We start from the raw sequence: 25532 nt of genomic DNA on the forward strand, positions 1-25532 counted from the left end.
ACGACATTTTGCCGCGGGACGGATAATATTTGGAACCGGTTCCATAAGCACGCGATTATTTCGCAAAATGTCGTTGCGAAATCTGGCGAAATGGGACCGGCGAGGGTGTTTTGCCGCGCCGCAGCCTTGTTCTGGCGGCGGTCACAGGGCCTGGACGAATGGATAGAACCCGCCGTGGCAGCGTGTTTTAGGTGTTGCATATTTTCGACAACCAACGGCGGCGGCCGATTTATGGGCCTCACAGGCTGCGCGGATATGCCGAAAGCCGTTCCGATCGATTGTTGCGAATTTTGCAACCAACCTTTCCGTAATTTATTTTTACATGGAACCGGTTCCAAGATAATATTCGGCCAAATTTCGCCAAAGGCGTCATCGAATACGACCGTGATTTGCCCGTTTTCTCGACGAATGACTCACTCATCGTCGAGCGTGGCGGCACGCCCGTAGACCGTTCCAGCAAGCCTCGAATGCTCAAAGAAAAAATCAGTCCGGACGGTGATCCGGGCACGCCGAATCTGTTGCGGCGTCATGCGTTGAAGACCCTCGCGGTAGCGACTCAACTTGCGTTTTTATCGCCGGTGGCCGCGCTTGCGCAGAGTTCGTCGCCAGCAGCGCCGCTTGCCTCGACCGCACCGTCACTGGACGCGCCGGGCTTCCTGCAACTGTCGAAAGCGCTGACCGGCCATGCGTCGATGAATACGACTTTCGGCACACGGCTCTTCGCGACGCTCAGCGCCAGTGACAACAGCTTTGCCACTCGTGCAGCAGCGCTCGCGCATCAGATGCGCGCAGGGCAGACCCCGCAGCAGTTGCTCGCGGCGGCCAACGCGGCTGGCTTGCACGATGTCGCGCTGGCCATCGTCGCGGGCTGGTACACCGGCACTGTCACGCGCGATCATCATTCGAAGCTGGTCGCTTACGCCGACTCGCTGATGTACGCAACCGTCGCCGATGGTCTGAGCCCGCCGACCTATTGCGCGGACGGTCCGCTCTGGTGGCAACGGCCGCCGCCCGCCGCCGGCGTGTCGACCCCCGCCGAAGCCGCTAGAGCGCGTCTCGCCGCGCCCGCGCCCATCACGAACAAACAGGCTTGAACATGGCATCGCCCACAATTTCATCTAGCGGCGATGTCGTCGCGGACGTCGTTATCGTCGGCTCCGGCGTGGTCGGCGCATTGATCGCCGATCAACTGGCAGGACTTGGCCATTCGGTGGTGATTCTCGAAGCGGGCTTGCGGATCGACCGCGCCACTGCCGTCGAAAACTGGCGCAACATGCCGTTCCCGAATCGCGTCGGCTCGGATTTTCAGGGCTTGTATCCGCAAGCGAAGGCTGCGCCTGCGCCGCTGTACTTCCCGCCGAACGACTACGTTGCGCTGAGCGGTCCGAGCGCGGGCAGTTTCAAGCAGGGCTATCTGCGCACGGTCGGCGGCACGACCTGGCACTGGGCGGCGTCGTGCTGGCGGCATCTGCCAGTGGACTTCAAGATGCGATCGACGTATGGCGTGGGCCGCGACTGGCCGATCTCATACGACGATCTCGAACCCTACTATTGCCGCGCGGAAGACGCGCTCGGCGTCGCCGGTCCGAACGATCCCGCGCGGCAATCGCCGTCCGAGCGCAGCCGTCCGTATCCGATGGACATGGTGCCGTGGGCTTACGGCGACATGCGTTTCGCCGAAGTCGTCAATGCGCATGGCTATCGATCGATTCCGATTCCGCAGGGCCGCAGCACGCGTCCGTGGAACGGTCGTCCGACGTGCTGCGGCAATAACAATTGCCAGCCGATCTGCCCGATCGGCGCGATGTACAACGGCATTCACACGATTCAGAGCGCCGAGAAGAAGGGCGCGAAAGTGCTGGCAGAGTCGGTGGTTTACAAGATCGATACCGACGACCAGAACAACATCACCGCCGTTCATTTCTACGACGCGAATCACCAGTCGCACACGGCGAAAGGGCGCACATTCGTGCTCGCGTGCAACGGTATCGAGACACCACGTTTGCTGCTGCTCGCGGCAAACGCACGTAATCCGAACGGTATCGCGAACAGTTCCGACCAGGTTGGCCGGAACATGATGGATCACTCCGGTTTTCACTGCACATTCCTTGCAAACGAACCGTTGTGGCTGGGTCGCGGACCGGCGCAAAGCAGTTGCATCGTCGGCCCGCGAGATGGCGCGTTCCGCTCGAAGTATTCGTCGAACAAGATGATTCTGAACAATATCTCGCGAGTCGCGCCTGCTACGGAACAGGCGTTGAAGCTCGGACTCGCCGGCAAGGAACTCGACGATGAAATCCGGCGGCGCGCAATTTTCGGCGTCGATCTGTCGATCAGTCTCGAGCCGCTGCCTGATCCGAAGAACCGTCTTACGTTGAGCAAAACGCGGCGTGATCCGCATGGGCTCGCGTGCCCCGATATCTATTACGACGTCGGCGATTATGTTCGCGACGGCGCGACTGCCGCGCATGCGCAACTCGAACATATCGGGCAGTTGTTCGGCGCGGTCGAGTTCAAGATCACGACGAGCCTGAACGCGAATAACCACATCATGGGCGGCACGATCATGGGCGCGAGTGCGAAAGATTCGGTTGTCGACGGCGATTGCCGCGCGCACGATCACGCGAATCTGTGGTTGCCGGGTGGCGGCGCGATGGTGTCGGCGTCGGTGGTGAATACGACGTTGTCGATGGCCGCGCTCGGTATCAAGGCCGCCGATTCGATCGAAAAAACTCTGCGGCGGGCCTGAGATGATCGACCGATTCTTTAACGCGCGCCGCATGATGGATGCGGCCGCGAAGCGTAGCCGTGCCACGTTGGCGGCAATCGTTGCACTGGGTGTCGGCGGCGTTTTGAGCGTTGGAATTTCCGGCAGCGCGTTTGCTCAAAGCGTCGCGAACTCCGTAACACCTGCTGCCGCACCCGACACCGAAGCCGCGTTGATCCATCAAGGTCATCTGTTGGCCATCGCGTCCGACTGCATGGCATGCCACACGGTCGCGGACAAGGGCAAGGCGTTCGCGGGCGGCTACGGCATCGTGTCGCCGATGGGCACGATCTACTCGACCAACATCACGCCGTCAAAGAAGTCGGGCATCGGCAACTACACCGAGGCGCAGTTCGCTCGCGCGTTGCGCGAAGGCGTGCGCGCCGACGGCGCACATCTTTATCCGGCGATGCCGTACACGTCGTATGTCGGCATGACGGATAAGGATGTTCACGCGCTTTACACGTATTTCATGAAGGGCGTCGACCCCGTCGACGACGTGCCGCCGCAAACCGCGCTGCCGTTTCCGTTCAGCATTCGCCAGTCGATGATCGCGTGGAACCTGCTGTTTCTGAAGAATCAGCGCTTCACCGTCGATCCGAATAAAAGCGTCGAGTGGAATCGCGGCGCGTATCTGACGAACGTGCTCGCGCATTGCAGCGCGTGCCATACGCCGCGCAACTTCATGATGGCCGAGGATCTGGATCGCGGCTTCAGCGGCGCGCAACTCGGGCCATGGTATGCGCCGAATATCACGTCCGATCCGGTCAGCGGAATCGGCGCCTGGAGCGATGACGAACTGGTCGCGTATCTGAAAACCGGCCACGTGGACGGTAAGAACCAGGCGGCCGGCGGCATGGCCGAAGCAGTGCAGAACAGCTTGCAGTTTCTGTCGAACGACGATCTGAAATCGATCGCCGTCTATCTTCGCAGCACTGCGCCGATTCGCACGCCGGGGGAAAGCAAGCCCGCATTCGCCTACGACGGACACGACAGCGAAGAAGCGTCGCTGCGGGGTATGTCGAGTGAAAACAGTATCGTGCCGCCGACTTCCGGCGCGGCGCTTTTTAGCGGCTATTGCGCAAGCTGCCATCGCGCGGATGGGTCGGGCAGCGGCGATCTGAGCTATCCGTCGTTGTTCCATAACACGGCGACGGGCGGCGCAAATCCATCGAATCTGATTGCGACGATTCTTCATGGCGTGGACCGCAAGGTAGGCGACAAGCATGTGCTGATGCCGAATTTCGGTGACGACTCCTACGTGCAGCCGCTGACCGACGAACAGATCGCGACAATTTCGAACTACGTGTTGCAGCGCTTCGGCAATCCGGCAACGACAGTGACTGCCGCCGATGTCGCCGTCGCGCGGCAAGGTGGGCAATTGCCGCTGCTCGCGTGGATTCAGCCGTATATCTTGCCGGCGGCTGGCGTCGGTGTACTTGCGTTGCTGTTTGCGGTGTTCGCGGTCTGGAAACGACGTGCGCAGCGTGCGAATTCCATTGCCGGACAGAACGCGGGCTAACCGTTTTGAGCGGATGCGCTGATGTGCGCATCGCTTGTGAAAGGAAAACACATTGATGAGCAAGCTCGCTGTTTCGTTTCTGCTGACGGCTGTCGCATTCAGCGTGGTCGGTGTTGCGCAAGCGCAGCCTCCGCTTATCGCCACGGCTTCGGTGCCTGACAAATTGCCGTACGACATTCCGTACGGTCCTCCGCTGACGCTGGCGCAGGCCCGCAAGATTATCGATGCCGCCGAAGCTGAAGCTCGTCGACGTCATTGGCAATACGCGGTTGCGGTGGTCGATAGCTCGGGCAATCTTTTGTCGTGTGACAAGATGGACGATACGCAATTGTCCGCGCTGGCGATTGCCGAAGCCAAAGCGCGTGCGTCCGCGCAATTTCGTCGCGCGACCAAGGTGATGCAGGACACGGTGAGCAATGGCGCGACGGCTTTGCTCAGCATTCCGGGCATTCTCGCGGGCGAGGGCGGGATGCCGATTGTCGTCGAAGGCAAGCTCGTGGGAGCAGTGGGCGCGAGCGGCGGAGCGGGTGTTCAGGATTCTGTTATCGCCGAGGCGGGCGCGGCAGCGGTGTCGGCGGCCGCAAAATAATTTCATCGAGAACCGTTAGGGAGACACTGAAATGCCATTTGTTTCTTTGAGGCTTAGCCTCTGTGCGCAAGCACTGGCTGCGCTGGCTACCGCCGCCACCGCGTGCACGTCGTATGGCGCGGACTGGATCGTATCGGGCAATGACGGAAAGTATCAGCGTGTCGAAGGGCGCGATACGTATCCCGACAATCCGAAGCCGGACACGCTGACTGTTCTCGATGCGAGTCATTTCCCGCCGCTGGTGAAGGCGCAAGTCGAGGTCGAGAACGGCATTCAGGGACCGCCGCAAGCCGTGGCAATTACGCCGGACGGCGGCCTCGCACTGATCGGCGCGCCGACGCGCTACGACCACGCGAACAACAAGCTGCTGATGGATTCGTTCGTCCAGGTCGTCGATCTGAATGTGCCGGTGCCTGTCGTGAGCCGGATCGATATTGGTAGTCATCCTCAGGGAATTGCGATTGACCGGGCGGGGCGGCTTGCGCTTGTTGCCTGCGTCGACGGTAGCGTGGTGGAGCTTCATATCGACGGTAATCGCGTGAGCGTTGCAGGACGTTTGCATATCGGACAGAAACGTCTTGCAGGTGTGAGTTTTACGCATGACGGGCGGCACGCGCTGGTCGCTTTGCGCGACGAACAGGGTGTCGCCGTGCTCAACGTCGCCGACGGTCAGGTGAGCGACAGTGGTCTGCGTTTGTCGAGCGGCGTAGCGCCTTACACCATCGACGTGTCGAGCGACGGCAAGTGGGCCGTAGTCAGCGACGTGGGCCTCGCCGGATTGCCGTCGTACGCGGGCACGCTCGCGGGCGATGCCGATACCATCACGCTGATCGACGTATCGCACGAACCGTTCCGCGCGGTTCAGCACATGACGGTTCCGTCGCTGCCGGAAGGTGTCGCGATTTCGCCGGACGGTAAGTGGATCGGTGTGCAGGCAATGGACGGCTCGAATCTCACGCCGGACAATCCGGGTCGGCGCACGCACGGCAAGCTGGTCCTGTTCGCGATTCGCGACGGGCAGGCAGTGAAGGTTTCCGAAGTGGAGGGCGGTGAGGCGTCGCAAGGAATCGTGTTTACCGCTGACAGCAAGTACCTGATCGTGCAATTCAACGTCGAGAAGCAACTCGCTTTCTTTGCCGTGGATGGCGGACATCTGCATGAGGTCGGCAAGAGAATGGCGTTGACCGGCGGCCCGTCGTCGATCCGTTCCGCACCGCGCTGATAGCCCGCTGGCGACCACCCGGAGAAGTCCGCCACGCGTCGGATTTTCTCTAAGGGTTGATGTGGCTGCGGTGTTTCATATTGATGTGCTAAAACTCTCCCTGGCAAGAAAAGATGTATCCGGCCGGGCTCCTGGAAGCGTATGCGAATTGGCATGCGTAGCGGGGTCCCGGAGACTTGTGGTGATGTCGGCGGTCATTCGTGTCGTCGACGGAATCAGGGAGGGTCTTATGCAGATGCGCAAGCTCGCGAACGTGAGTGCGGCGGCTGGTGGTCTGGTGGAATTGCTGGATCAGCTCGAGTTGGCGCTCGCGGATTCGTCGCCTCGAAAGCCAGTGTGCAAGGCGCTGTTCGACCTGAACCGCCGACTCGGCACTGACCTGACAGACAGGCCGCCAACACGGGCGAAGCGAAGGGCTTCGGCCCAACGCGGGCGGCGTGCCGTGGTCGAGTCTCTGCCGCTGTTTTCGTAGACGTGGCGGCGCGAGCGCAATAGAACGGAAGCGGCTCCCGTCACGAAGGCTTGAGCGTTTTCATCGACACCAGCGGTGCGAGAAACTGCTCGAAGTGCGGTAACCAGATAGGCATGGAATTCTCGACCGCGAACATTCCGTGGCCGTTCCTGCCGAACGGCGGTTCGACGATCAATTGCCCCTGGCCGCCTGCCGCCTGAAACGCGGCGAACCATGTCGCAACGACATCGGGTTCGAAGAACATATCGTTTTGAACGTAGTGCCAGAGTACGGGAACGTGTGTTGTCGACGCGAATTTCCCGATCGTGCCGGCCATCTCTTCCGGGCCGCAAGGCATGCCCGGATGCTTCGACGGATTCCCGCCGCGGCCGCCCGAGAAGTTCACCACCGCCACCAACCCCTTCGGCGCAAAGCTCGCCGCCGCCAGCGACGCGAATCCGCCCGCTGACTGTCCCACCAGCACGACATGATCCCGATCGACCTGAGGCAAGGTGTCGGCATAGGCGAGCGCCGCCAGCACGTCCTGCGCGGCCTGCTTGCCCGCGGTCGTATAGTCGGGATGCTTGCATGAGCCACCGTCTTCGGCATAGGCGCCGCCGGTCGCGCCGAAGCCCCGGCGGATCGGCACGATGACCGCGAAGCCAAGCTGGACGAACGTGCGGATCTGCGGCAGTTCGCGATAGCGGCCGACCTTCGGCCGGTTCAGCGGATCGGGCGGGCTGCCGTGGCTCAACACGATCAGCGGAAACGGGCCGGGACCGTCAGGCATGTAGGTGGTCGCCACGATGTCGCGTTCGTGATCGCCGAATAAACCGTGCTCGGTCATCGGCACCTTGACGACCGTTTCGTGCAGATCGGTTGCGATGGGTGCGTTTTCGTCGGCAGCCAGCGCGGTGCCGGTGACCGACGCGATCAACGCGGCTGAAATCATGAATCCCGTCAAAAGAGGGAGCTTCCGCGTGCGGCGAATAGTCGGTCTCATAGGTGCTCTTTTAGTTGATTTCTGCGACGCTGCATTTTTTCTTACGCGATGGAAGCAATGCAATCAGTGATAGATCGTCTTTGAAGATTGCAGTTTGGAAAACTCGCCATGCCTGAATCTGAACCAGCCTTGTGAACCTTGCATCACGACTTCATCGTCTTGCCAGAAGACGCGTTTGATTGTCATGCGCTGGTTGGCATGTTGGACGGTGGGCGGGCGGCGCTGAAAGTCGTAGAGCACCGGGCCGGAATCGGTTTGCACGAGCATGCGGGAGATCGTGTCATGCTTGCTGTCGATATCGTCGAAATGCGTCAGCGTGTTTGACGTAAAGCGATCGAAAGATTGCTGATCGAGCGTGGCTTCGAAACCGCGATCGACGTGCGTAAATTGCAGCGTGCCGGAGCGCGTCGCGAGCGAGTTGGACGCGCTGCTTTGTGCGTGGGCGCAGCTTATGACGGAGAGAGCGGTGAGAGTGGCGAGGAACAGTCGTTTCATATTGCTTTTCAATTTCCTGTCTGGTCACGGCTGGATGCATGATTGCCGATTGTCCATTGCACTATCCTTCTCGTCAAACGACCGCTATGCACTTCGACAGATGTTATTGCACTCAAGTGACAGGAGAAGCCCGACGTGTCCGACGAATATATTTTCAATGTCTTTGGCCGGATCATTGCGGTCGTCAGAAATCGAGCGCCGGGATCACTAGCTCTCGTTGTCCATGTGTGGCGAGACGCTTCTATCGCAACATTCGTTTGAAAAAATCCACCACATTGACGTTGAACTGCTCGTGAAACGCCGCCCGGTCGAAACCCGGAAGACTAATGCAGATCTCCGGCCGAAGTCGCGAAAGACGTGCATCGCAGGGCGGCAGGAAATCGTAATGACCGGCGTTGGCAACCATGTGAAAGTCGGGCGCGCGGGGCAAGTGGTCACGTACCGGCTCATCGTAGTCGGGGTGCGGCTGGTGACGATCATCGGCGGCACTCCAGAGTTGCACCGGCGCGTGAACGCCACTTAACCCTGTACGACCGAACGCAAACCCGAACGAAGGCGCGGCGATGACAAGCGCTCCAATACGCGGATCGTGGACCCAGGCGTCAGTAGGTACGTTCGCAATGGAATGCACATCGACGCCGAAATGCCGTAGCGCTTCGCACAGATCCTGATCCGCGTGAGTCTGGCAAAACGGACCGATTGTCGAGAGGTCCGGGATTGCGCCCGCAGCCACCAGCACGGTGAATCCGCCGTTGGAGAAGCCAAATGCGCCGACGCGAGTCGCATCCAGTTGCGCGTGTCCATGCCAATCGTCGAGCATGTAGTCGATCAGCCGGTGAAGCTGGGCGGGACGGCGCCAAAGTTGCAGGACGCGGCTCTGGTCATCGAAAGTGTCTCCCGCGTGACTGACCGCCGCCGCGACGAAGCCCGCATGCGCCAACGCCAGCGCCGTGTCGTAGTGGCTGCCGTACCAGCCTGCGCCGCCGTGAGACATCACCACGAGTGGCAGTCTATTACCCGCCAGCGGAGCGCCGCGCGCCACTGTCTGGGTGACATCGCCCAACGCGCTCGAAGTCGCCGGCGAATCGGTCGGATACCAGATGCCCACGATGAGTGGCGGCTCCGCGCCGTTCGATATCCTGACCTCCTCAAAGCCGACATCGGTGGCGAAGGCGGCGACCGGGGCCAGACCTAAAAGGAAAATGACAATGACCATCAACCTCACCGTGGCCTCCGTTACTGTCGTCGCACAAACCGAACGGTACACGCATTCGCGTTAGCCCAGCGAATGGCGCAGTGCGGCAAATTAATCGACTGCAGAAAGACAGTAGGCCCGATTCGAAGGACAATAGTCGATGTCGATCGAATTACATCGTTGAATTGGAATTGGAGTGAATTGAGCCATGAAGAACACGTCCAGAATCTGGCCCGCGCTTTCTGTGTTGATGCTCTCGCTCGCGGGCTGCTCGACCGGCGGCGTGTCACAGAACCAGCCGGTGTTGAGCGCCGCGCAATGCGCCGATCTGGGCGCGCTTAGACACAACGCGCCTGTGACACCCGAGCGAAGCCGCAGCGAACTGGCGGCCCTGAGAAAAGCGGGCTACGACCCGGGGCTACGGTTCGATCCACATTACCCGGATGATTTGCAGGCGGCGCAGCAACAGGTCGATCTCTGGTACGACGCGCAATGCAGGTGAGCGAGAACCCCCTCTCATAATCTGCGTACCGCCCGGACTTCAGCCAGTGTTCTGGAATTCGGTGCGGCGACCTCGCGCTTGACTGGGCCCCCGCTGAACAGATCGTTGCCACCCACAGCCACCATGACCATTGAACTGACTAAAGAACTACGAGCCGACGCGATCGCCTCCATTCAGCGTTATTTCGAAAAAAATATGGAGGAGCCGATAGGCAATATCGGTGCGGGCGCGCTCCTTGGTTTCTTCCTCGAAGAAATTGGACCTACCATTTACAACAAAGCCGTGGCCGATGTGCAGGAGCGACTCCAGCAGCGTATCTCTGAACTCGATTTCGACGTGCACGAAGACGAGTTCCAGTACTGGAAGAAATATGAAGTCAAATCGAAGCCACGGAAATGAGCGTGGCTTCGACTAGTGCGATTTTCGTCAATCGCCGTGCGTCGATGTAGTCGCATCACAACGGCTCGGCGAGATACAGTGGATCATCGAAACCGACTCACTGCGCTTTCCACGCCCGAGGAACGCGATGAAAATACCTGTCGAAATAGATCAGACTATCGCCGTCGTTGCGTACGCGAATCTCGGTCGTCTCCACGAACATGACCGAATGCGATCCAACCTCCTTCGCTTCGACAATCGTCCCTTGCAGGCTCGCGAGTGCTCCGCGTAGTACTGGCACGCCATCTATACCTTCGTCCCACACCGGCAACTTGAAGCGCTCTTCCATCGACAAACCGGTCATGCCCGCAAAGTGACGTGCAACGCCTTCGAGACTGGCCGGAATGACGTTGATACACACGTTCCTGTTGCCGTTAAAAACGGCATGCATCGCACTGGACCGGTTCAGGCAAACGAGCAGCGTGGGCGGCGCATCCGTGACGGAGCAAACGGCACTCGCGGTGATTCCGCAGCGGCCGTGTGGACCCGCCGTGGTAATGACGTTGACCGCTGCGCCGAGGTGCGCCATGGCCTGGCGGAATTGCTGGCGAACGGGATCGACTTCGGTACTGGCCACTCTTTGAGCATTGGACATGTGGACGTCCCCTATTAGTTGTAGAAGGGTTATCGGATGGTGTCGGATTGAACGGAAGGCAATGCACGAACACGGTTATCGCTAGCGCCTGAAGTGATGTCGCGCGAATTGGCGAGGTAGTGAGAGTGCGTATTTGCGAGCGGGAATTGGCCGGTTATCATTGATCCATGACAAGAACTGGCTGTGCGGGCATGGAGTTGTTTTCGCTGCGCATATAGATCCGCCAACCCCCCGCAGTTCGCAACGAGACTGAATGTCCATGAACGAAGTGTCTCCGCTGGTTTATATCGTCGACGACGACAACGGTATGCGTACGTCGCTTGCGTGGCTGCTCGAATCGGTCGGCATCCGTTCGCAGGGATTTGTCAGCGCGGCGGATTTCTTTGTCGCGTTCGATGCAAAAGTGCCGGCCTGTCTCGTGCTGGACGTCCGCATGCCGGAAACGAGCGGCTTCGACGTGCAGGAAGAATTGAACCGTCGCGGCGCGACGTTGCCGATCATTTTCGTTAGCGGGCATGGCGATATTCCAATGTCGGTGCGTGCGCTTCAGCAAGGCGCAATCGATTTCGTCGAGAAGCCGTACAACTCGCAGCAAATGCTCGAGCGCGTGCAACGTGCGATAAAACTCGCCACGCAGCGTCACGCGAAAGACGTGCGTCTGCGCGAATTGCGCGAGCGCGTGAACTCGCTCACCACCCGCGAGAAAGAAGTGCTGCGCGGGCTGATAGAAGGCAAACCCAGCAAGCGCATCGCGTCGGATATGTCGATCAGCGTGAAAACGGTGGACGTGCATCGTTCGAGCATCAAGGAAAAGCTGGGTGCGGTGTCGATAGCAACGCTCGTGCGCGACGTGCTCGAAGTGTGGAGTCCGCCGGGCGAGCAACGCGACTAGCGCATGTAGAGGCCGCCGTTCACGTCCCAACACGCGCCGTTGGCGAAATAGGCCTCTGCCGATGCAAGCAATACGGCGACATCCGCAACATATGCAGCGGAGCCGAGCCTTCCTACTGGAATGCCCGCGATCACTGTGGCGAGTTTGTCAGCGGGAACGCTTTCGTGGACGATGGGCAAATCCAGTGGACCCGGCGAGATCGCGTTAACGGTCACGCCATGCGCGGCGAGGTCGCGCGCGAAAACTTTGGTCAACGTGATTGCGCCGCCCTTCGCTGCCGCATAATGCGCGCCGGTCGCTGATCCGCCGTTTTGACCCGCTAGCGAAGCGATATTCACAATGCGTCCCGCGCCACGATCCGCGAAGTACTGGCCGAATACCTGGCAACCGAACAACACGCTACGCAGATTGATGTCGATCACCTGATCGAACTGCTCTGCTGTGATCTCCATCACAGGCACGACTTTCGATGCGCCCGCGTTATTGACGAGCGCATCGATCGAACCCCAGCGTTCGATCAGCGCATCGCGTGCGGCCTCGAAATCGGCTTTCGATGAAACGTCAAGTCTGAGCGCGCACGCGCTCGATCCGTCTTCACTTAACTCTCGCGCGAGCGCTTGCGTCGGTTCGACCGCGATATCGGCCAATGCGACGTTGTAGCCCGCTGCGTGGAAGCGGCGCGCGACCACTGCACCCAGTCCACGCGCAGCACCGGTGACGATTACTGTTCTGTTCGACATGTCGAAACTTTCCTTTGAGTACGCATTAAGCAGCGGAACACTTGTGTCATGGCGGATTCGCTGTTTTTAGCGAGTGAGAATCGCCTCGATATGCGCCGCAACGGCACATACCATTTCGTCCGCCCCTTTGCGTCCGACGATCTGCAAACCCGCTTTTAACGGCGAGTTTTTCAGAGGGACAGGAAGCGTGAGCGCGGGATGTCCGCTGAGGTTGAAAGGACGAATCAACGACGACATGCCGATGACCGATGTTCCCGCGCGTGCAGCTTCGACGGTAATGGGCAGCGTGGGCATGGTCGGGAGCACGAGGATGTCGGCGTCTTCCAGCGCGCGATTGACTTCATCGGTAAAGCTACGTCGCACGCTTTCGGCTGCTTCCAGGTCAGCGGGCGTCGTGTTGGCAGCGGCGCGCAATCGGGATTCGATATCGGGTCCGAGCTTGCCGGTTTCCACTAAATGGCCGAATGCCTGCCAGGTTTCCGCGTTGATAACGGCGAGTCCAGCCGAAAATGCGGCGCTCATGAGTTCGAATTCGACACGGTGCGAAGCTAATTCCGCGCGTTGTAGGGCGGCTTCAATCGCTTGCGTTATGTCGGTGTCTGCCTCCACGGTGACGATGCCTACACGTACACCGGTGGCATCGCGACGCGCATCGCCCGCATTGAATGATGGGTCGATCGCCGACATCAGGCGAATGATCGTGTCCATGTCACGCGCAAACGGTCCGACGCAATCGAGCGTCGTTACGCGGGGCGCGATACCGTTGCGCGAAACACGGCCGAACGTTGGTTTGAGTCCGATCACGCCACAACACGCAGCGGGTCCGCGAATCGAGCCGCCGGTGTCGGTGCCGAGAGCGGCATCCACGAGGTGTTGTCCCACTGCGGAAGCAGAGCCACTCGACGAACCGCCCGGAATGCGCGCCGGGTCCTGTGGATTCGGTGGCGTTCCATGCAGATCGTTAATGCCGGTCATGCCGAATGCCAACTCGTGCATGTTCGTTTTGCCCGTGACTCGCCATCCTGCATCGAGCAGACGCTGCACGACTTCGGAATGCGTGGAAGCAGGTGGTGCATCGGCCAATGCACGACTCGCGGCGGTCGTCGGATAGCCGGCAATGTCGATGCTGTCCTTGATCGCGACTGAGGGCGCATTCGCGTCGCCAGACGTTGCGAGGTGGAACTGTTTGAGAAATGCGCTCATACGGGAACTCCGTTACGCGGATTGACTTGCCACGGTGCATCGAAAAGACGTTCAGTGCGAAAGTGTTGAATCAGCCACGTCAGTCCTCGATCGTGACGCGAGGGCACGAAGTCCACTTCAAGGCGCGCCGCGATCAACTCCGCTTGCCCATCGATATAGCCGGATGCCTGCAACATGATCCAGCGTCCCCTGGCTTTATCGGCATCGTCAGCCACTTCGATATGTTCCGAGGTCAGGAAATGCACGTTGGTCGAAAAATGCGGCGTGGGCGGCAGATATCGTTGCAGCATCGCGGCGATCTGCGCGCGTCCGTGCAGACATCCGAACTTGTTTGCGTATGGCGAGCCGATACCTTCCCACACGGCGTCTTCTGAAAAGAGCGCGGCGAGCGATTCGCCGTCTTGTGCCTGCGTGGGAACGTCGCACAACGCCATGTAACGCGCGATGGCTTTGCGCACCGAGTTCTGCGCTTCAAGTGCGATCAATCGCGCCTGCAACGCGCGCAATGCCGTCGTGTCGAATGTCGATTCGGTCATGAACGTCAGCCGTTGTTCGTTGCCGAAGTTGCTGCGGCAACAGCAGGCGGAACAGCCAGCGCGCGGCCGACACGCGCCTCGATCTTGCCGTAGCGCCACAGGTTGTACTCGCCCACTTGCGTGGTTCGATACAGATTGCAGACGGCGACAGCCGTGTCGAAATCGGCGACATCGGCCATGATGTAGAACGTCCACGGCGCGCTGTCGGCCTGGCCGACCACCAGCCGGTCGTCGTCCATGATGCCGAGGACGCGCACGTTTTCCATCGACTCGACGGCGCTCAGCATCTTGCCGTAGGCCTGCCACACCTCACCTATTTGCTCGCGCGGCAAGTCGAAGAAATTCTGCGTGACGCCGCAGCAGAAAAGTACACGCAAGGGCAGGTTTCGAGTGTCGGTCATGGTGAGGTTTCCTTATGTTGAATGTCGAATAAAGCGTGTCAGAGATAGCCCGGAATCGGCGGCACGCCGACGAACACCGCACCCGCGCCGTCATAGTTGCCTTCGCCGAGAAACGCGTGTTGCGTGACGACCATCGAGTCGCGCATCAACCTTTGCAGCGGATGCGTGCGATAGATCGCCATCGTGCCGCCGAGCCGGTACGCGCGGTTCACCACGTCAGCGCCTTCGCGCGCAATCTGAGTAGCCGACAAACGCAACAGACTGACCTGGTCAGGCGTCACTTCGTTGCCTGCAAGAATCGATTGCCACACGCTATCCGTCGATTCGTAGAAGAACGCGCGCGCCGAGCGCAGTTGCGCTTCGGCTTTTGCAAGCTCGATCCGGTAGTAAGCGCGGTCTGCGAGTTGTGGCGCACCGGTCGTAGTCTTGCGGCCGCCCGCCATGTTGTTCGCGACATCGAGTGCGGCCCGTGCGAGACCCAGGTTCACGACCGCCAGCACTTGCGCCGCGTAGGCGATGGTCGGATAGCGATAGAGCGGCTCGTCGACGGTCGGTGCGCCACCACGCACGAAGGTCCAGTCTTGTGCGACGAACTGGTCGGTTACGCGTAAATCGTGGCTGCCGGTGCCCTGCATGCCGACCACGTTCCAGTTCTCGACGATCTCCACCTGTTCCGCACGGAACACAGCCGTTTGCGGCTTGCCAGGTGCGCTGCCTGCGTTGCCCGTGCTGATCCCTACGCCGAGCCAGTCCGCGCCCTTGCAACCGCTCGCAAACTTCCACAACCCGTTCACGCGATACCCGCCCGCGGCAGGTGTCGCGTTCTGAACCGGAAAGAGACCGCCCGCGAACACCTGGTCCGGCCCGTTCGCGTAGATTGCGGCTTGCGTGGCGAGCGGCAGCGCGGCGAGATACACGTTCGCCGAGCCGAAGCTGGCAACCCACGCGGCCGAACCGTCGGCCGCTGCAATGCGCTCGATCATCTGCAGGAATTCGTCAGGCGCGCGCGCGTCACCGCCAAAGCGCTTCGGTGTGGCCGCACGATAAATGCCCACACGTTTCAGCTTGTCGATTACATCGCGTGGTACGTGTGAGAGCCGTTCGAATTCTTCGCGTCGTTGAGCGATTTCCGCGATCACGTCGTCTAGTGTGAGTTCATCCGTCTGATCGACGAGGTCTTCCTTCTTTACGGCAGCGGTGAGCGACATGAGCGTCTCCGAACCTTTTAGTAGTTGAGGATAAAGTGGGGAAGGTGTGCAGGCCGCACACGGTGATGCCAGTCTAGGAACACAAAAAATCGCGAACAATTGGGAAGAGACCGTGCGGCATACGGTGATTCACCGGGTCCGCTAAAGAAATCTTTAGAGGTCGGCTGAGGGCGCCGGTGGTATGGTTGAAGCTCGCCAAAACTGTCGTTCGATTGCCGCTCTCCGCATTGGAAATGTGCTCCATGGATTCGCTTGCCGAAGAAGATTTCCGCCTCCTGCTCGATGCACTGACCCAATGCGTGCTGTTGCACGATGCGCGGACGAAAGCCATCGTCTGGGCCAATCGTGCAGCGTGTGTCGCGCTCGGTTTTTCGGTGGAAGAACTGCTGCCGCTGAAAGCGCATGACATGACACGCGATGACCTCAAGTACCGGCGCGAGATCGCCGTCGACGCGATGGACCGTTCGGTTGCGAACGGGCCGCAGGCATACGAGTGGTGCTATCGCTCGCGAGCGGGTGTCGACATGCTGTCGGAAGCAATCGCCACTTATGTGCCGTTGCGCGAGCGTGCGGTGGTCATGGTGCAGTTCCGCGACATCAGCGCGGAAGAGGCGATGCGTCAGAAACTGCGCAGCTATGAGATGCGTCTGCGCGAATATATGCAGGATCTCGGCGAGGGCGTGGCGGTGATCACGCCCCGCGGAAAGGTTGCGTATCTCAGCGAATCGGGGCGGCGCGTGCTGGGAATCGCACCTGATGCGTTGCTCGAAAAGGCGGCGCTCGATTACTGCATGCCCGTTGATCGCGAACGACTGATAGCGCAATTGCGCGGCGCGACGAAGCGGCGGTCTACTGCGGCGCAGCGCTATCGCATCGTACGTCGCGATGGTGTTGAACGCTGGCTGCGCATTACGTGCCGGCGCGTCAATATCGACGATGACTTGAACGGCGTGCTGCTGCACTTTCGCGACATCAGCGAAGAAGTGGCAACGGAAGAAGCGCGCCGTATCGAGGCGCGAATGCTCGAATACGCGGGCCGATATAACGCAATGGGCGAAATGGCGACGGCGATCGCGCACGAATTGAGCCAACCGCTCGCGGCAGTACGCAATTTTGTCGAAGGCGCGATTCAGCGGTTGAGTCCACTCGACGCAACAGCGGACGCAATCTGGGGTTTGCGTGCCGCAGACCGGCAAGCGGAGCGCGCCGCGCACATTATCAAAAGCGTGCGTGAGTTTGTCGTGAAGCGCGAGCCGGTCGAGACGCAGGCAGACCTTCGCGATGTACTCGCGGAGGTCGCGTATTTCATCCAGCTTCGAGCGCGCGATGTGGGTGTCACCGTGATGATCGAGCAACACGATACGCCGCTGCCGATACGCTGCGAGCGCGTGCTGATCGGTCAGGTGATTCTCAATCTGGCCTTCAATGCCGTTGAAGCGTTGACGGATGCAAAGCAAGCTGCTGGCACTGTGACGCTCGCCACGTCCGCACACGACGGGGCGGCGGAGCTTCACGTCATCGACAATGGCCCCGGTGTACCTGCTGAAGCATTGGGCCGTCTGTTCGACGGCTTTTCGTCGTCTAAAGCGGGTGGGAACGGCATTGGGCTGTCGTTGTGCAAGAACATCGTCTCGCGTCATGACGGACGCATCTGGGCGCAGCGTTCGGCGTCGGGCGGACTCGATTGCCGCTTTGCGTTGCCATTGTTGCCGTGCGCGTAAAAGCATGGCGAGCCTGGATCTAGCGGCCTAATGCGCGCGCGGTTTGGCCGCCAATGCCGAAGTCCGTGTTCGGAATGTCCTTGATCATCACGCGAGTGGATTGCAGCGGTGCATCGAGCAAAGCGGCGGTTGTCTCCGATAACTGCGCAATGAGCGCCTGCTTTTGCACATCGGTTCGCCCCGCAATCAGAATCGCAACGATCACAGGCAAAGCGGCGACGGTAGCTTTGCCACCGAGGCCGATATTCGCAGCGGGCAATTCGGAGAGCAGCACGCGAACGGACTCTGCGGGCGCACTGATTGCATCGACGGTGGCTTGCGTAAGTGCGTCGATTAAAGATGCTTTACGTTCGTCCGCGTGACCTTGTGGCAGATAGACTTCGAGTGTCGGCATGGCGATGGCGTCTCAACCTGAAGAAGAGTGCGCGCCGACGCAAACATGCATCGACGCGCGATTGAAAATCAGAGCAGGAAGCCGATGGCGCTGAGCGCGTCGGTGGAATCGATCAGGCGGATAACCTTTTCGACGAGTCGCGGCTCGCCACTCGCCATGCTGATCTTATGCGTGAGATTGGCGGCGAAAATGGTCGACACCCCGCGCTTGTATGCGATTACCACTTGCGATGAGTTCACTTCGATCACATCGGCGCTGTCGCTCGACAGCGTGAAGCGCGATACCGTACGCACTGTACGAGCCGCGTCGGATGCGGATGCCGAGTAACCGGAGGTCATTCGCTGCACGCGTTTCTCACGCATGTCCTGATCGTCATAGGCGTAGTTCAGCGTGGCCGCGTAGTCGGTTGCGTCTGGATCGATCGGCACCACGTAGTGGCCTTTCGAATCCCACAATTCCAGCCATGCGTGATAGTCGCGGTGATCGAGCAATTCGGCTTCGCGCCAGATGAATTCGATGGCGCGCGAGAAAGTCTGCTGGGTAAAGAGTGCGTTGCGGTCATCCATCATGCTTGCTCCATCATTACGCGCCATTGCTTGTAGGCTTCGCGCATGCCGGTTTCATCGGTGGCGTGGGCGGTTTTTTCTCCGTTCGCAGACGTGGTTTCGCGGTTCAGCCCGCGATTGACGAGGATCGGTACATCCGGCCCTGCGTGCGAGCCGCGCTGTACGCGCTCCCATGCTTCGGCGTCGTCGGGACTGCCGAAACCGAATGGGCCCTGGAAATGTTCGTGAATACGCAGGCGCACGCGATTCGCTTCGTCGGGGCCGCCATCCATTGCAAGGGCGACGTGGCGAATCTCGGTCTCTTCGGCCGAAATCGGGCGCAGTACGCGAAAAAATGCCATCGACAGCGCGAGGTTCGGAAAGAGGTTGAGATTGAAGCCGACGCCCATCAGCGAACGCACTATGCGGCGAACTTCTTCTGGCGAGTGCTTTTCTGCGAGTTGCGCCGCGAGTTCGCCGAAGCGTTCGGGCAAAGGCGCGCCGTCGTCCTGATCGAGATCGACGATTTCAGGCACCAGCACCGCGAGACTGTGACCGTTGCCCAGCGAGCGGCAAAATGCCTGGTCGCTTGTCATGAAGCTGGTGATTGCAGCAGCGGTTTCGTCGTCGATCGACTTCATCCACGACTTGTGTACGACCGGAAAATGGTAGAGGTCGGTCGTATTCTCAAGCTGGATTTTCCAGTTGCCCTTGAACTTGAATTTGTGTTCGCCGTTCCCCTTGATCGGATAACCCGCGCCCTGTTTCATGAACAGATCGATCCACGGCTTCGCCCCGCCGAGAAAGTCTTCCAGCGGTTCGATCGTTTCGTTGAAGCTCGCGAAGATCAAGCCTTGATAGATGCCCACACGCAGCTTCTTCAACGGCAAGTCGCCCTTTTCGCAGACGCCTTCGTAGCCGTCGCCATAGGGCAGCGCGCGCAACGTGCCGTCGAGCGCGTAGGACCAGCTATGGTAGGGGCAGGTAAAGCCTTTGGCATTGCCTTTGTGCTCTTCGCAGACGGTCGCGCCGCGATGACGGCAGCGGTTCTGCAACACGTGTACCGCACCGCTCTTGTCGCGAACCACGATGACGGGCTGCCGGCCGATCGTCGTTGTGACGAAATCGCCTGGTTTCGGCAATTCGCTTTCGTGCGCGACCCAGATCCACGTCTTGTAGAAGATGCGCTCAAGTTCTGCTTCGAACAGATCGGCATCGTAATAGAGGGAAGGCGCAATGCGATCGCTTTCGGCGCGTTTCGCTAACGCGCTTGTGTCGATGGTTTGATAGGTCGGCGTGCTCATCGTATTCGCTGTGGGAAGAGTGGGTTAGTTGATTGAGCGACTAACAACGAGGATGGCGGAGCATTCATGCAAATCAGCACATCCTCTCGTTGACATCAGTCTCTCTTTCCGAAGATCATGCGTCAAATCGATTAAAAAGCGGTCGGGGAATAAGTCCGATCTATATCTTGAGGTTCCCATGACATCCATCGACCACGTCGATCTCAATCTGTTGCGCGTGTTTCATGCAATCGTCGAGGAGCGCAGCCTGACGAAAGCGGGGGACCGCCTCGCGTTGTCGCAACCCGCGGTCAGCTATTCGCTGGGGCGCTTGCGTACGCTATTCGACGATCCGTTGTTCGTGCGCACACGTGCGGGTATGCAGCCCACGCCGGTGGCGCTGGAGCTTGCTGAAATCGTCGGACGTGCGCTCGACACCGTGCGCCAGGCGCTGCGTTACGCGGAGCGTTTCGATCCGGCGACGAGTACCCGAACGTTTCGTCTTTCGCTTTCAGATGCAGGGGAAATGGCGTATTTGCCGGCTATTTGCGCGGCATTGCACGACGTCGCGCCGCGCGTGAAATTGCTGGTCGAACCGTTGCCAGTTGAAGAAATCGAAGAGGCGCTTCGTTCGAGCCGACTCGACTTCGCGATCGGCAATCTGCCTTCGCTACTGCCGCGCACGCGGCATGCGTTGCTGTTCGAAGAAGCCTACGTGTGCATGACACGCAAGCGCAAAGGGCTACCGGCAGGGAGTACCTTGAAGCTCGAGCAGTTTCTCGAAGCGTCACATGTGCAGGTGCGTTCACTCGAACACAGCCATCATGAACTCGACGATGCGTTGCGCGCGCAAAGAGTCGGACGCAATATATCGCTGGCGTTGCCGCACTTTGTAGCGGTGCCGGGTGTGCTCGCCGTCACCGATCTCATCGCGACACTGCCGGAAAGGCTCGCGCATATCCTCAATCGTGGCGACGCGTTTCGAATCTATACATTGCCTGTGCAACTGCCGAAGGCGGCCGTCACGATGCACTGGCACGAGCATTTTCACGAAGATGAAGGCATTGCATGGATGCGCGGTTTGATGACCGACATCCTTGCGAACTTCCAGAAAAAGATCTGAGCCTTAAAGGTCGAGTACCAATACGGGAGAGCGCGAGCGTGAAATGCAACAGCAGATCACGCTATTGCTCGCGCGCTCCGCTTTGCTCAGACAATGGTCCCGATGCTCGGGCTCGCCGCTCACCACGTCGACCATGCAGGTGCCGCAGACACCCTCGCCGCACGAGGTATCCACTTCGATGCCTATCGATGCGAGTGCTTCCACGATGGAGGTTTTTTCATTTACTCGCACGGTTTGTCCTGAGCTTGCAAGACGTACATCGAAGCTGTCGAGCGATGCTTCGCCGGGGGTTGGAGGTTCAGCTTTGAAGCGTTCGAGGTGGATCGAACCGGCGGGCAAGCGCGTTTGTGCAGTCTCGACGACCCGATCCATGAACGGCGCCGGGCCGCAGGTATAGACGTGCGCATTTGGTCCGGTATCGCGCACGCACGCATCGAGTTCGGCAACAAGATTTTCGCGCTCTACGCCGAAATGTAGCTTCACATGCTTATCGAAGGGCGCGCGTGTGAGCAGCGTCATGAACGCAGCATGCGTTTCGCTGCGCGCAAAATAGTGCAGCGTAAAACGAGCATTCCGCTCGACAAGGCGATACGCCATCGAAAGCAACGGCGTAATGCCGATACCCGCGCCGATCAGAATGTGTTCGTCCGCGTTTTCTTCGAGCCGGAAGAGATTGCGCGGTGCGCCTACTGACAATTCAGTGCCGACCGTCACTTCTTCATGCAGCGAGCGCGAACCGCCGCGCGATTGATCTTCCTTTTTTACGGCGAATAAATGGGAATCGACGCAGGCGGGGTCGCCGCAAAGCGAGTATTGACGCGTGATACCGGACGGACTCGTGACGTCGATATGCGCGCCCGCGTCGTAGCCGTCGAAGGGAAGGCCGTCGACGCGCGAGATGCTGAACGACCGCACGCCGTGCGCTTCCTCGCGCAGCGCGTCTACCCGGACTTTCAGGGTGGGAGCTTGCATGATGCCTTCCGTTGCATTGATAGGGGACGATGCGCTGAGGTTAGCGACATGCTTTCTATAAGCCAAATAGATTAAAAATTGGTGTGGATATCAATGGGGATTATTTGTTCGAGTGGTTTGTGTGGCGTTTGGTATCGGCCTAAGGTCTCATTGACCTGCCAGAACTCCGGAGATCATATTGTGTTGAGAGAGTTCGCCTGCCGGCAGATCCTGCATTGCGGAAAAGAAAGAGTCTGGAACTCCCGGCGGAGGTGGTCTGAACACCGACGGGCCATCAAGCCGACGACCGAAGGATGCCGTGAGGCAGGGATAGAGGTGCGCGTCTCCGGCTAGCCCCGTCTGGCTGTCGGCTGGCGAACCGCGAATGTCGTGGGTGTCCGCTGCAATATGAATCGTAGGGAGAATGCCGGCATGGACTGGAACCGTTGGTACAGTTTGAAGAGCTACTTAAGGTCTTCGCTGTGGACTGTGCCGGTCATTGCAGTCGTGATCTATGCCGTTGTGAAGCCTGTGACTGAAGTGGTGGGAAGGTGGATGATCAGCCAGGGAACCCTTGATCCGAAAACCGGATTTCTTGGGTTGTCCATGACCGGGGCGCGGTCGCTGCTCGGTGATATCGTTTCTGCCGACATGGCGTTTCTGGTATTTACGTTCGGTTCACTGCTCGTCGCAATCCAGGTCGCCGGCGGCCAGTACACTCCGCGAATCATCGCGACGACACTGCTGCGCGATAACACCATCCGTAGCATCTCGGGACTATTCGTCTTCACACTGCTGTTCGCCGACAGAACGCAGAGCTGGATGGGTGAGAGCGAGGTACATCAGCTTCAGGTGTTTATTACGGCGCTATTCGGATTTGCGTCCGTCGTCGCTTTCCTGTTCCTCATTGACTACGCCGCGAAATTCCTGCGGCCCGTCAGCCTGGTGGCTCGCGTTGGAGAGCAAGGCATCACGGCCATCGAGCATGTTTACCCCGCCCCGGCTACGGGCGTAGCAACCTCGACGGAACATGACAAAGAGCGAGGCGCACCTGATCGCATTGTTCTCCAGCGGGGCAAATCCCGCATCGTTCTGGCCGTGAATCTGGAAAGGCTCGTGGCCCGAGCGCAGCGTGCTGACGTAGTTATCGAATTCGTGCCGCAGGTCGGTGATTTTGTCGCGGTGGACGAGCCCTTGTTTTACCTGTACGGGAACTCCGGCGCAATCGACGAGATCAGGCTGCGCACGCTAGTCGCTTTTGGAACGGAACGCACGATGGAGCAGGATCCCATGTTCGCGTTTCGCATTCTGGTGGATATTGCACTGAAAGCGCTATCGGCAGCGATCAACGATCCCACCACTGCAGTGCTTGCAATCGACCAGTTGCACCGGCTATTGCGCATGGTGGGCAAACGGTCTTTGCACACCGAAGAAATAATGGATGGGGCGGGACGGGTGCGCGTGATCTTACGGACGCCGAATTGGGAAGACTTCGTGCACATAAGTTTCCGCGAGATACGACAGTGCGGCGCGGGCAGCATCCAGATCGCGCGGCGTATGCGCGCAGCGATCGAGAACCTCATCCAGAGCCTGCCGGAGCATCGCCACGACGCATTGCGTGCCGAGTTGGCGCTGCTCGATCGTGCGATTACCTCGAAGCATCCGTTCCCGGAGGACCTGGCGTTGGCCCGCATTCCCGACTCCCAAGGGCTGGGAGGTTCCGCGGTCTCGACGGCAAACAACTAGCTTTCTGGGAGCAAGCCATGCGCAAACTCATTATGGGCATCGTCGAATTCCGCGAGAAAATGCTGCCGCAATACGCGAAACAGTTCAGCAAACTGGCACTCTCGCAAGCGCCTGACGCGCTCTTCATCACGTGCGCGGACAGCCGGGTTGTCCCTGATCTGCTTGCCTCGACCCATCCGGGCGATCTGTTCACGATGCGTAACGTCGGCAACCTGATTCCGCCGGCGACTGCGGAGGGGGTTTCTACCGGAGACTTCTCTGAGGCAAGCGCGATCGAGTACGCATTGCTGGTGTTGAAAGTCGCGAATATTGTTGTATGCGGGCATTCCGAGTGTGGTGCGATGAAAGCCGTCTCTACACGCAAAGCCAAGCTGAAAACGCCGAACCTGGATAGATGGCTGTCGCACGCCAGCAACGCAGCATTTCGCCTCGAACAGGAAGGTCCACTCGATGGCAGGTTGAAACCGCACGATCAATTGTCGCAACTCAACGTACTTGTGCAACTCGAGCATCTCATGACCTATCCCATTGTGCGTCGGCAGGTCACCGCCGGGGCGCTGGTATTGAGTGGCTGGTGGTTCGACATCGCAACTGGCGACATGTATGCCTACCTGCGCGCGAGTCGCTCATTCGAAATCATCGACCGCGCGATGGCGGATGGGATCATTGCGCGGCTTGCCGCGCGGGCGCGGTGAAGGTGACCGAAGCTCCGGTACATAAAACGCATTCTCGGGTTGAGGATGCACAAGATGCCATCATGCCTGCGCTCCGCGTACGCTGGGCCCGCCGCGCATCCTGGGTGTGTGCCGCTCTGGCGTTCGCCGCGCTGCCTTGCCTGTCGAATGCGCAGACCGAGCCGGTCCCATTGACCAGCAATACTGTGGTCGGCGGCAACGTGAAGCAGCATGCCAACGCCGTGCTCGCGATCATGACCTACACGACAGTCCCCGACGTTACGACCAGTAACCTGTCGGTCAATAGTGGCACCACCGGCAATCCCGGTTTCGGTCAGTCGCAGTTTGGCGGGGGCTTCACTATCAGTCGATCCTTCCCGCTGTACCTGGAGGGCACGCTCGCCTACAGCCGTTACGATCCGATCTTTGTCGCTACGGACGGCGCCCAGCAGCGCGAGGTCCCGACAAAATGGAACACGTTCAGCGGCACGGTGGGCGTCGGCTGGGATTTCCGGATCACGGATGAACTGGTATTCCGTCCGATCCTGAACGGTACGATTGGACGGGTCTCGAGCGATCTGAAGGTGGGACAGACACTCTTCAATCACGTCACCGATAGCAACCTGCAGTTCCTGGAGAATGGCTCACTGGACGCGTACGGATACGGTGGCTCACTAATGCTCGACTACGAGCACTACCGCGAAAACTACGAAATCGATGCCGAATTGCGGGCCACCGATATCTATCTGCGCAGCTTCGGCGGTTCATCGGAGGCAGTTCAGGGATCGGCGATGGCACAGCAAGTGAGCCTGTGGACACGCTGGAGAGCGCCTACCGGCTGGCACGCGCTGGACCGGCCAGTCCGCTATGTGCTGGAAGCCGCGTATTCACACTATTTTGGCGACAGTGCTGGCGTGCTGGGGTTTAACGACCTGATGTCGTTGGGAGTCGGACTTGAACTCGATAGCAGCAAGTACCCCATTATCATCACGCGTACGCGCGCGATGGTTCGATACGTGTTCGGGCATAACGTGCATGGCGTGTCATTTGGCTTTGCGATGAGTTTCTAGCTCTTTCGCACAGTCAGTGTTCATAGGCCGGTTTTCGGGTACCACATCGTAGCGCCTGGCCGTTACTTCGCAAGGCGGGGAATACTCCAAAAGCCTTAACGTGTTGCCCCGACCACCGAATACGTATCGGCCTACAGACTGAGCAAGCGGCGACGCCTTTTGAGACTTGTTCGACGCCAGCCTGTGTCCGAAGGTTCGCAAGCGCTTGGCAGCGCATGCGAGAAAACCTCAGGACAACTTGTCAGGCAAGGTGCCGGACGAATGGC

Annotated in this window: 27 protein-coding genes; 14 read left to right on the forward strand and 13 right to left on the reverse strand. The window is 59.5% G+C overall.

Annotated features, from left to right (window positions below):
• Positions 1-467: 467 nt before the first annotated feature.
• From BLS41_RS33340 to BLS41_RS33365, 6 genes are all read left to right on the forward strand, one after another.
• A complete protein-coding gene (locus BLS41_RS33340; RefSeq protein ID WP_074772077.1) occupies positions 468-1094 on the forward strand; it encodes a sugar dehydrogenase complex small subunit in 627 nt (208 codons plus the stop codon).
• A 2-nt stretch (positions 1095-1096) separates the two neighbouring features.
• The gene (locus BLS41_RS33345; RefSeq protein WP_074772079.1) at positions 1097-2749 is read left to right on the forward strand and encodes a GMC family oxidoreductase; all 1653 of its coding nucleotides are present in this window, start codon (positions 1097-1099) and stop codon (positions 2747-2749) included.
• A 1-nt stretch (position 2750) separates the two neighbouring features.
• Complete coding sequence (locus BLS41_RS33350; RefSeq protein ID WP_253189873.1) at positions 2751-4289, forward strand: cytochrome c; 1539 nt, start codon at positions 2751-2753, stop codon at positions 4287-4289.
• A gap of 55 nt (positions 4290-4344) precedes the next feature.
• Positions 4345-4878 carry a GlcG/HbpS family heme-binding protein gene (locus tag BLS41_RS33355; protein ID WP_074772080.1) on the forward strand — a complete coding sequence of 178 codons (534 nt, stop codon included), beginning with the start codon at positions 4345-4347 and terminating at the stop codon, positions 4876-4878.
• A 31-nt stretch (positions 4879-4909) separates the two neighbouring features.
• Entirely contained in the window at positions 4910-6100 is a 1191-nt protein-coding gene (locus BLS41_RS33360; RefSeq protein ID WP_074772082.1) for a YncE family protein, read from the forward strand.
• 184 nt (positions 6101-6284) lie between these two features.
• Positions 6285-6572 carry a hypothetical protein gene (locus tag BLS41_RS33365; RefSeq protein ID WP_074772084.1) on the forward strand — a complete coding sequence of 96 codons (288 nt, stop codon included), beginning with the start codon at positions 6285-6287 and terminating at the stop codon, positions 6570-6572.
• Positions 6573-6612: 40 nt separating this feature from the next.
• Here BLS41_RS33365 and BLS41_RS33370 read toward each other — a convergent pair whose 3' ends face one another.
• From BLS41_RS33370 to BLS41_RS33380, 3 genes are all read right to left on the reverse strand, one after another.
• Positions 6613-7554 (reverse strand): alpha/beta hydrolase family protein, encoded by a 942-nt coding sequence (locus BLS41_RS33370; protein WP_083380200.1) that lies wholly within the window; start codon positions 7552-7554, stop codon positions 6613-6615.
• A 63-nt stretch (positions 7555-7617) separates the two neighbouring features.
• Entirely contained in the window at positions 7618-8049 is a 432-nt protein-coding gene (locus BLS41_RS33375) for a hypothetical protein (protein ID WP_074772088.1), read from the reverse strand.
• 241 nt (positions 8050-8290) lie between these two features.
• Positions 8291-9265 (reverse strand): alpha/beta hydrolase family protein, encoded by a 975-nt coding sequence (locus tag BLS41_RS33380; protein ID WP_074772090.1) that lies wholly within the window; start codon positions 9263-9265, stop codon positions 8291-8293.
• Between the two features lie 187 nt (positions 9266-9452).
• Here BLS41_RS33380 and BLS41_RS33385 point away from each other — a divergent pair, with 187 nt between their 5' ends.
• Both BLS41_RS33385 and BLS41_RS33390 read left to right on the forward strand, forming a co-directional pair.
• On the forward strand, positions 9453-9746 hold the full coding sequence (locus tag BLS41_RS33385; protein WP_074772092.1) for a DUF4148 domain-containing protein: 294 nt from the start codon (positions 9453-9455) through the stop codon (positions 9744-9746).
• Between the two features lie 123 nt (positions 9747-9869).
• Positions 9870-10145: a DUF2164 domain-containing protein gene (locus BLS41_RS33390; RefSeq protein WP_074772094.1), complete on the forward strand. Its 276-nt coding sequence runs from the start codon at positions 9870-9872 to the stop codon at positions 10143-10145.
• A 97-nt stretch (positions 10146-10242) separates the two neighbouring features.
• Here BLS41_RS33390 and hpaC read toward each other — a convergent pair whose 3' ends face one another.
• Positions 10243-10779, reverse strand: a complete 537-nt coding sequence (gene hpaC / locus BLS41_RS33395; protein ID WP_074772096.1) for a 4-hydroxyphenylacetate 3-monooxygenase, reductase component — start codon at positions 10777-10779, stop codon at positions 10243-10245.
• A gap of 259 nt (positions 10780-11038) precedes the next feature.
• Between hpaC and BLS41_RS33400 the strand changes: the two genes are divergently transcribed.
• A complete protein-coding gene (locus BLS41_RS33400) occupies positions 11039-11671 on the forward strand; it encodes a response regulator transcription factor (protein ID WP_074773381.1) in 633 nt (210 codons plus the stop codon).
• Here the strand turns inward: BLS41_RS33400 and BLS41_RS33405 are convergent.
• The 5 genes from BLS41_RS33405 to BLS41_RS33425 all read right to left on the reverse strand — a co-directional run bounded on the left by BLS41_RS33405 (position 11668) and on the right by BLS41_RS33425 (position 15759).
• Positions 11668-12411, reverse strand: coding sequence for an SDR family NAD(P)-dependent oxidoreductase (locus BLS41_RS33405; protein ID WP_074772098.1), 744 nt, complete (start codon positions 12409-12411; stop codon positions 11668-11670). The two genes, BLS41_RS33400 and BLS41_RS33405, sit on opposite strands and share 4 nt — an antisense overlap.
• Before the next feature lie 66 nt (positions 12412-12477).
• A complete protein-coding gene (locus BLS41_RS33410; RefSeq protein WP_074772100.1) occupies positions 12478-13614 on the reverse strand; it encodes an amidase in 1137 nt (378 codons plus the stop codon).
• Positions 13611-14150 (reverse strand): nuclear transport factor 2 family protein, encoded by a 540-nt coding sequence (locus BLS41_RS33415; RefSeq protein WP_074772102.1) that lies wholly within the window; start codon positions 14148-14150, stop codon positions 13611-13613. The genes BLS41_RS33410 and BLS41_RS33415 overlap by 4 nt, the downstream gene beginning before the upstream one ends.
• Positions 14151-14155: 5 nt before the next feature.
• Positions 14156-14551: a hypothetical protein gene (locus tag BLS41_RS33420; protein ID WP_074772104.1), complete on the reverse strand. Its 396-nt coding sequence runs from the start codon at positions 14549-14551 to the stop codon at positions 14156-14158.
• A gap of 38 nt (positions 14552-14589) precedes the next feature.
• Positions 14590-15759, reverse strand: a complete 1170-nt coding sequence (locus BLS41_RS33425; RefSeq protein ID WP_074772106.1) for an acyl-CoA dehydrogenase family protein — start codon at positions 15757-15759, stop codon at positions 14590-14592.
• 242 nt (positions 15760-16001) lie between these two features.
• Between BLS41_RS33425 and BLS41_RS33430 the strand changes: the two genes are divergently transcribed.
• A complete protein-coding gene (locus BLS41_RS33430; protein ID WP_083380201.1) occupies positions 16002-17480 on the forward strand; it encodes a two-component system sensor histidine kinase NtrB in 1479 nt (492 codons plus the stop codon).
• 19 nt (positions 17481-17499) lie between these two features.
• Here BLS41_RS33430 and BLS41_RS33435 read toward each other — a convergent pair whose 3' ends face one another.
• From BLS41_RS33435 to BLS41_RS33445, 3 genes are all read right to left on the reverse strand, one after another.
• A complete protein-coding gene (locus BLS41_RS33435) occupies positions 17500-17874 on the reverse strand; it encodes a tautomerase family protein (protein ID WP_074772108.1) in 375 nt (124 codons plus the stop codon).
• A 68-nt stretch (positions 17875-17942) separates the two neighbouring features.
• The gene (locus BLS41_RS33440; RefSeq protein ID WP_074772110.1) at positions 17943-18443 is read right to left on the reverse strand and encodes an aromatic-ring-hydroxylating dioxygenase subunit beta; all 501 of its coding nucleotides are present in this window, start codon (positions 18441-18443) and stop codon (positions 17943-17945) included.
• Positions 18440-19723, reverse strand: a complete 1284-nt coding sequence (locus tag BLS41_RS33445) for an aromatic ring-hydroxylating oxygenase subunit alpha (protein WP_074772112.1) — start codon at positions 19721-19723, stop codon at positions 18440-18442. Before BLS41_RS33445 ends, BLS41_RS33440 begins: the two co-directional genes overlap by 4 nt.
• Before the next feature lie 178 nt (positions 19724-19901).
• Here BLS41_RS33445 and BLS41_RS33450 point away from each other — a divergent pair, with 178 nt between their 5' ends.
• A complete protein-coding gene (locus tag BLS41_RS33450) occupies positions 19902-20825 on the forward strand; it encodes a LysR family transcriptional regulator (RefSeq protein ID WP_074772114.1) in 924 nt (307 codons plus the stop codon).
• A 3-nt stretch (positions 20826-20828) separates the two neighbouring features.
• On the opposite strand, the gene BLS41_RS33455 is transcribed toward BLS41_RS33450, so the two are convergent.
• Positions 20829-21797 (reverse strand): PDR/VanB family oxidoreductase, encoded by a 969-nt coding sequence (locus tag BLS41_RS33455; protein WP_074772116.1) that lies wholly within the window; start codon positions 21795-21797, stop codon positions 20829-20831.
• 411 nt (positions 21798-22208) lie between these two features.
• On the opposite strand from BLS41_RS33455, the gene BLS41_RS33460 reads away from it, so the two are divergent.
• The 3 genes from BLS41_RS33460 (at position 22209) to BLS41_RS33470 (ending at position 25266) form a co-directional block, all read left to right on the forward strand.
• Positions 22209-23522, forward strand: a complete 1314-nt coding sequence (locus BLS41_RS33460; protein WP_074772118.1) for a DUF2254 domain-containing protein — start codon at positions 22209-22211, stop codon at positions 23520-23522.
• 17 nt (positions 23523-23539) lie between these two features.
• On the forward strand, positions 23540-24217 hold the full coding sequence (locus tag BLS41_RS33465; RefSeq protein WP_074772120.1) for a carbonic anhydrase: 678 nt from the start codon (positions 23540-23542) through the stop codon (positions 24215-24217).
• 62 nt (positions 24218-24279) lie between these two features.
• Complete coding sequence (locus BLS41_RS33470; protein ID WP_074772122.1) at positions 24280-25266, forward strand: hypothetical protein; 987 nt, start codon at positions 24280-24282, stop codon at positions 25264-25266.
• Positions 25267-25532 lie beyond the last annotated feature (266 nt).

It is taken from the genome of Paraburkholderia fungorum (genome assembly GCF_900099835.1).
GTDB lineage: Bacteria > Pseudomonadota > Gammaproteobacteria > Burkholderiales > Burkholderiaceae > Paraburkholderia > Paraburkholderia fungorum_A.

Coding starts and splice junctions, on each gene's coding strand:
- BLS41_RS33340 (WP_074772077.1), top strand. CDS start 468: ATGCTCAAAGAAAAAATCAGTCCGGACGGTGATCCGGGCACGCCGAAT.
- BLS41_RS33345 (WP_074772079.1), top strand. CDS start 1,097: ATGGCATCGCCCACAATTTCATCTAGCGGCGATGTCGTCGCGGACGTC.
- BLS41_RS33350 (WP_253189873.1), top strand. CDS start 2,751: ATGATCGACCGATTCTTTAACGCGCGCCGCATGATGGATGCGGCCGCG.
- BLS41_RS33355 (WP_074772080.1), top strand. CDS start 4,345: ATGAGCAAGCTCGCTGTTTCGTTTCTGCTGACGGCTGTCGCATTCAGC.
- BLS41_RS33360 (WP_074772082.1), top strand. CDS start 4,910: ATGCCATTTGTTTCTTTGAGGCTTAGCCTCTGTGCGCAAGCACTGGCT.
- BLS41_RS33365 (WP_074772084.1), top strand. CDS start 6,285: ATGTCGGCGGTCATTCGTGTCGTCGACGGAATCAGGGAGGGTCTTATG.
- BLS41_RS33370 (WP_083380200.1), bottom strand. CDS start 7,554: ATGAGACCGACTATTCGCCGCACGCGGAAGCTCCCTCTTTTGACGGGA.
- BLS41_RS33375 (WP_074772088.1), bottom strand. CDS start 8,049: ATGAAACGACTGTTCCTCGCCACTCTCACCGCTCTCTCCGTCATAAGC.
- BLS41_RS33380 (WP_074772090.1), bottom strand. CDS start 9,265: ATGGTCATTGTCATTTTCCTTTTAGGTCTGGCCCCGGTCGCCGCCTTC.
- BLS41_RS33385 (WP_074772092.1), top strand. CDS start 9,453: ATGAAGAACACGTCCAGAATCTGGCCCGCGCTTTCTGTGTTGATGCTC.
- BLS41_RS33390 (WP_074772094.1), top strand. CDS start 9,870: ATGACCATTGAACTGACTAAAGAACTACGAGCCGACGCGATCGCCTCC.
- hpaC (WP_074772096.1), bottom strand. CDS start 10,779: ATGTCCAATGCTCAAAGAGTGGCCAGTACCGAAGTCGATCCCGTTCGC.
- BLS41_RS33400 (WP_074773381.1), top strand. CDS start 11,039: ATGAACGAAGTGTCTCCGCTGGTTTATATCGTCGACGACGACAACGGT.
- BLS41_RS33405 (WP_074772098.1), bottom strand. CDS start 12,411: ATGTCGAACAGAACAGTAATCGTCACCGGTGCTGCGCGTGGACTGGGT.
- BLS41_RS33410 (WP_074772100.1), bottom strand. CDS start 13,614: ATGAGCGCATTTCTCAAACAGTTCCACCTCGCAACGTCTGGCGACGCG.
- BLS41_RS33415 (WP_074772102.1), bottom strand. CDS start 14,150: ATGACCGAATCGACATTCGACACGACGGCATTGCGCGCGTTGCAGGCG.
- BLS41_RS33420 (WP_074772104.1), bottom strand. CDS start 14,551: ATGACCGACACTCGAAACCTGCCCTTGCGTGTACTTTTCTGCTGCGGC.
- BLS41_RS33425 (WP_074772106.1), bottom strand. CDS start 15,759: ATGTCGCTCACCGCTGCCGTAAAGAAGGAAGACCTCGTCGATCAGACG.
- BLS41_RS33430 (WP_083380201.1), top strand. CDS start 16,002: ATGGATTCGCTTGCCGAAGAAGATTTCCGCCTCCTGCTCGATGCACTG.
- BLS41_RS33435 (WP_074772108.1), bottom strand. CDS start 17,874: ATGCCGACACTCGAAGTCTATCTGCCACAAGGTCACGCGGACGAACGT.
- BLS41_RS33440 (WP_074772110.1), bottom strand. CDS start 18,443: ATGATGGATGACCGCAACGCACTCTTTACCCAGCAGACTTTCTCGCGC.
- BLS41_RS33445 (WP_074772112.1), bottom strand. CDS start 19,723: ATGAGCACGCCGACCTATCAAACCATCGACACAAGCGCGTTAGCGAAA.
- BLS41_RS33450 (WP_074772114.1), top strand. CDS start 19,902: ATGACATCCATCGACCACGTCGATCTCAATCTGTTGCGCGTGTTTCAT.
- BLS41_RS33455 (WP_074772116.1), bottom strand. CDS start 21,797: ATGCAAGCTCCCACCCTGAAAGTCCGGGTAGACGCGCTGCGCGAGGAA.
- BLS41_RS33460 (WP_074772118.1), top strand. CDS start 22,209: ATGGACTGGAACCGTTGGTACAGTTTGAAGAGCTACTTAAGGTCTTCG.
- BLS41_RS33465 (WP_074772120.1), top strand. CDS start 23,540: ATGCGCAAACTCATTATGGGCATCGTCGAATTCCGCGAGAAAATGCTG.
- BLS41_RS33470 (WP_074772122.1), top strand. CDS start 24,280: ATGCCTGCGCTCCGCGTACGCTGGGCCCGCCGCGCATCCTGGGTGTGT.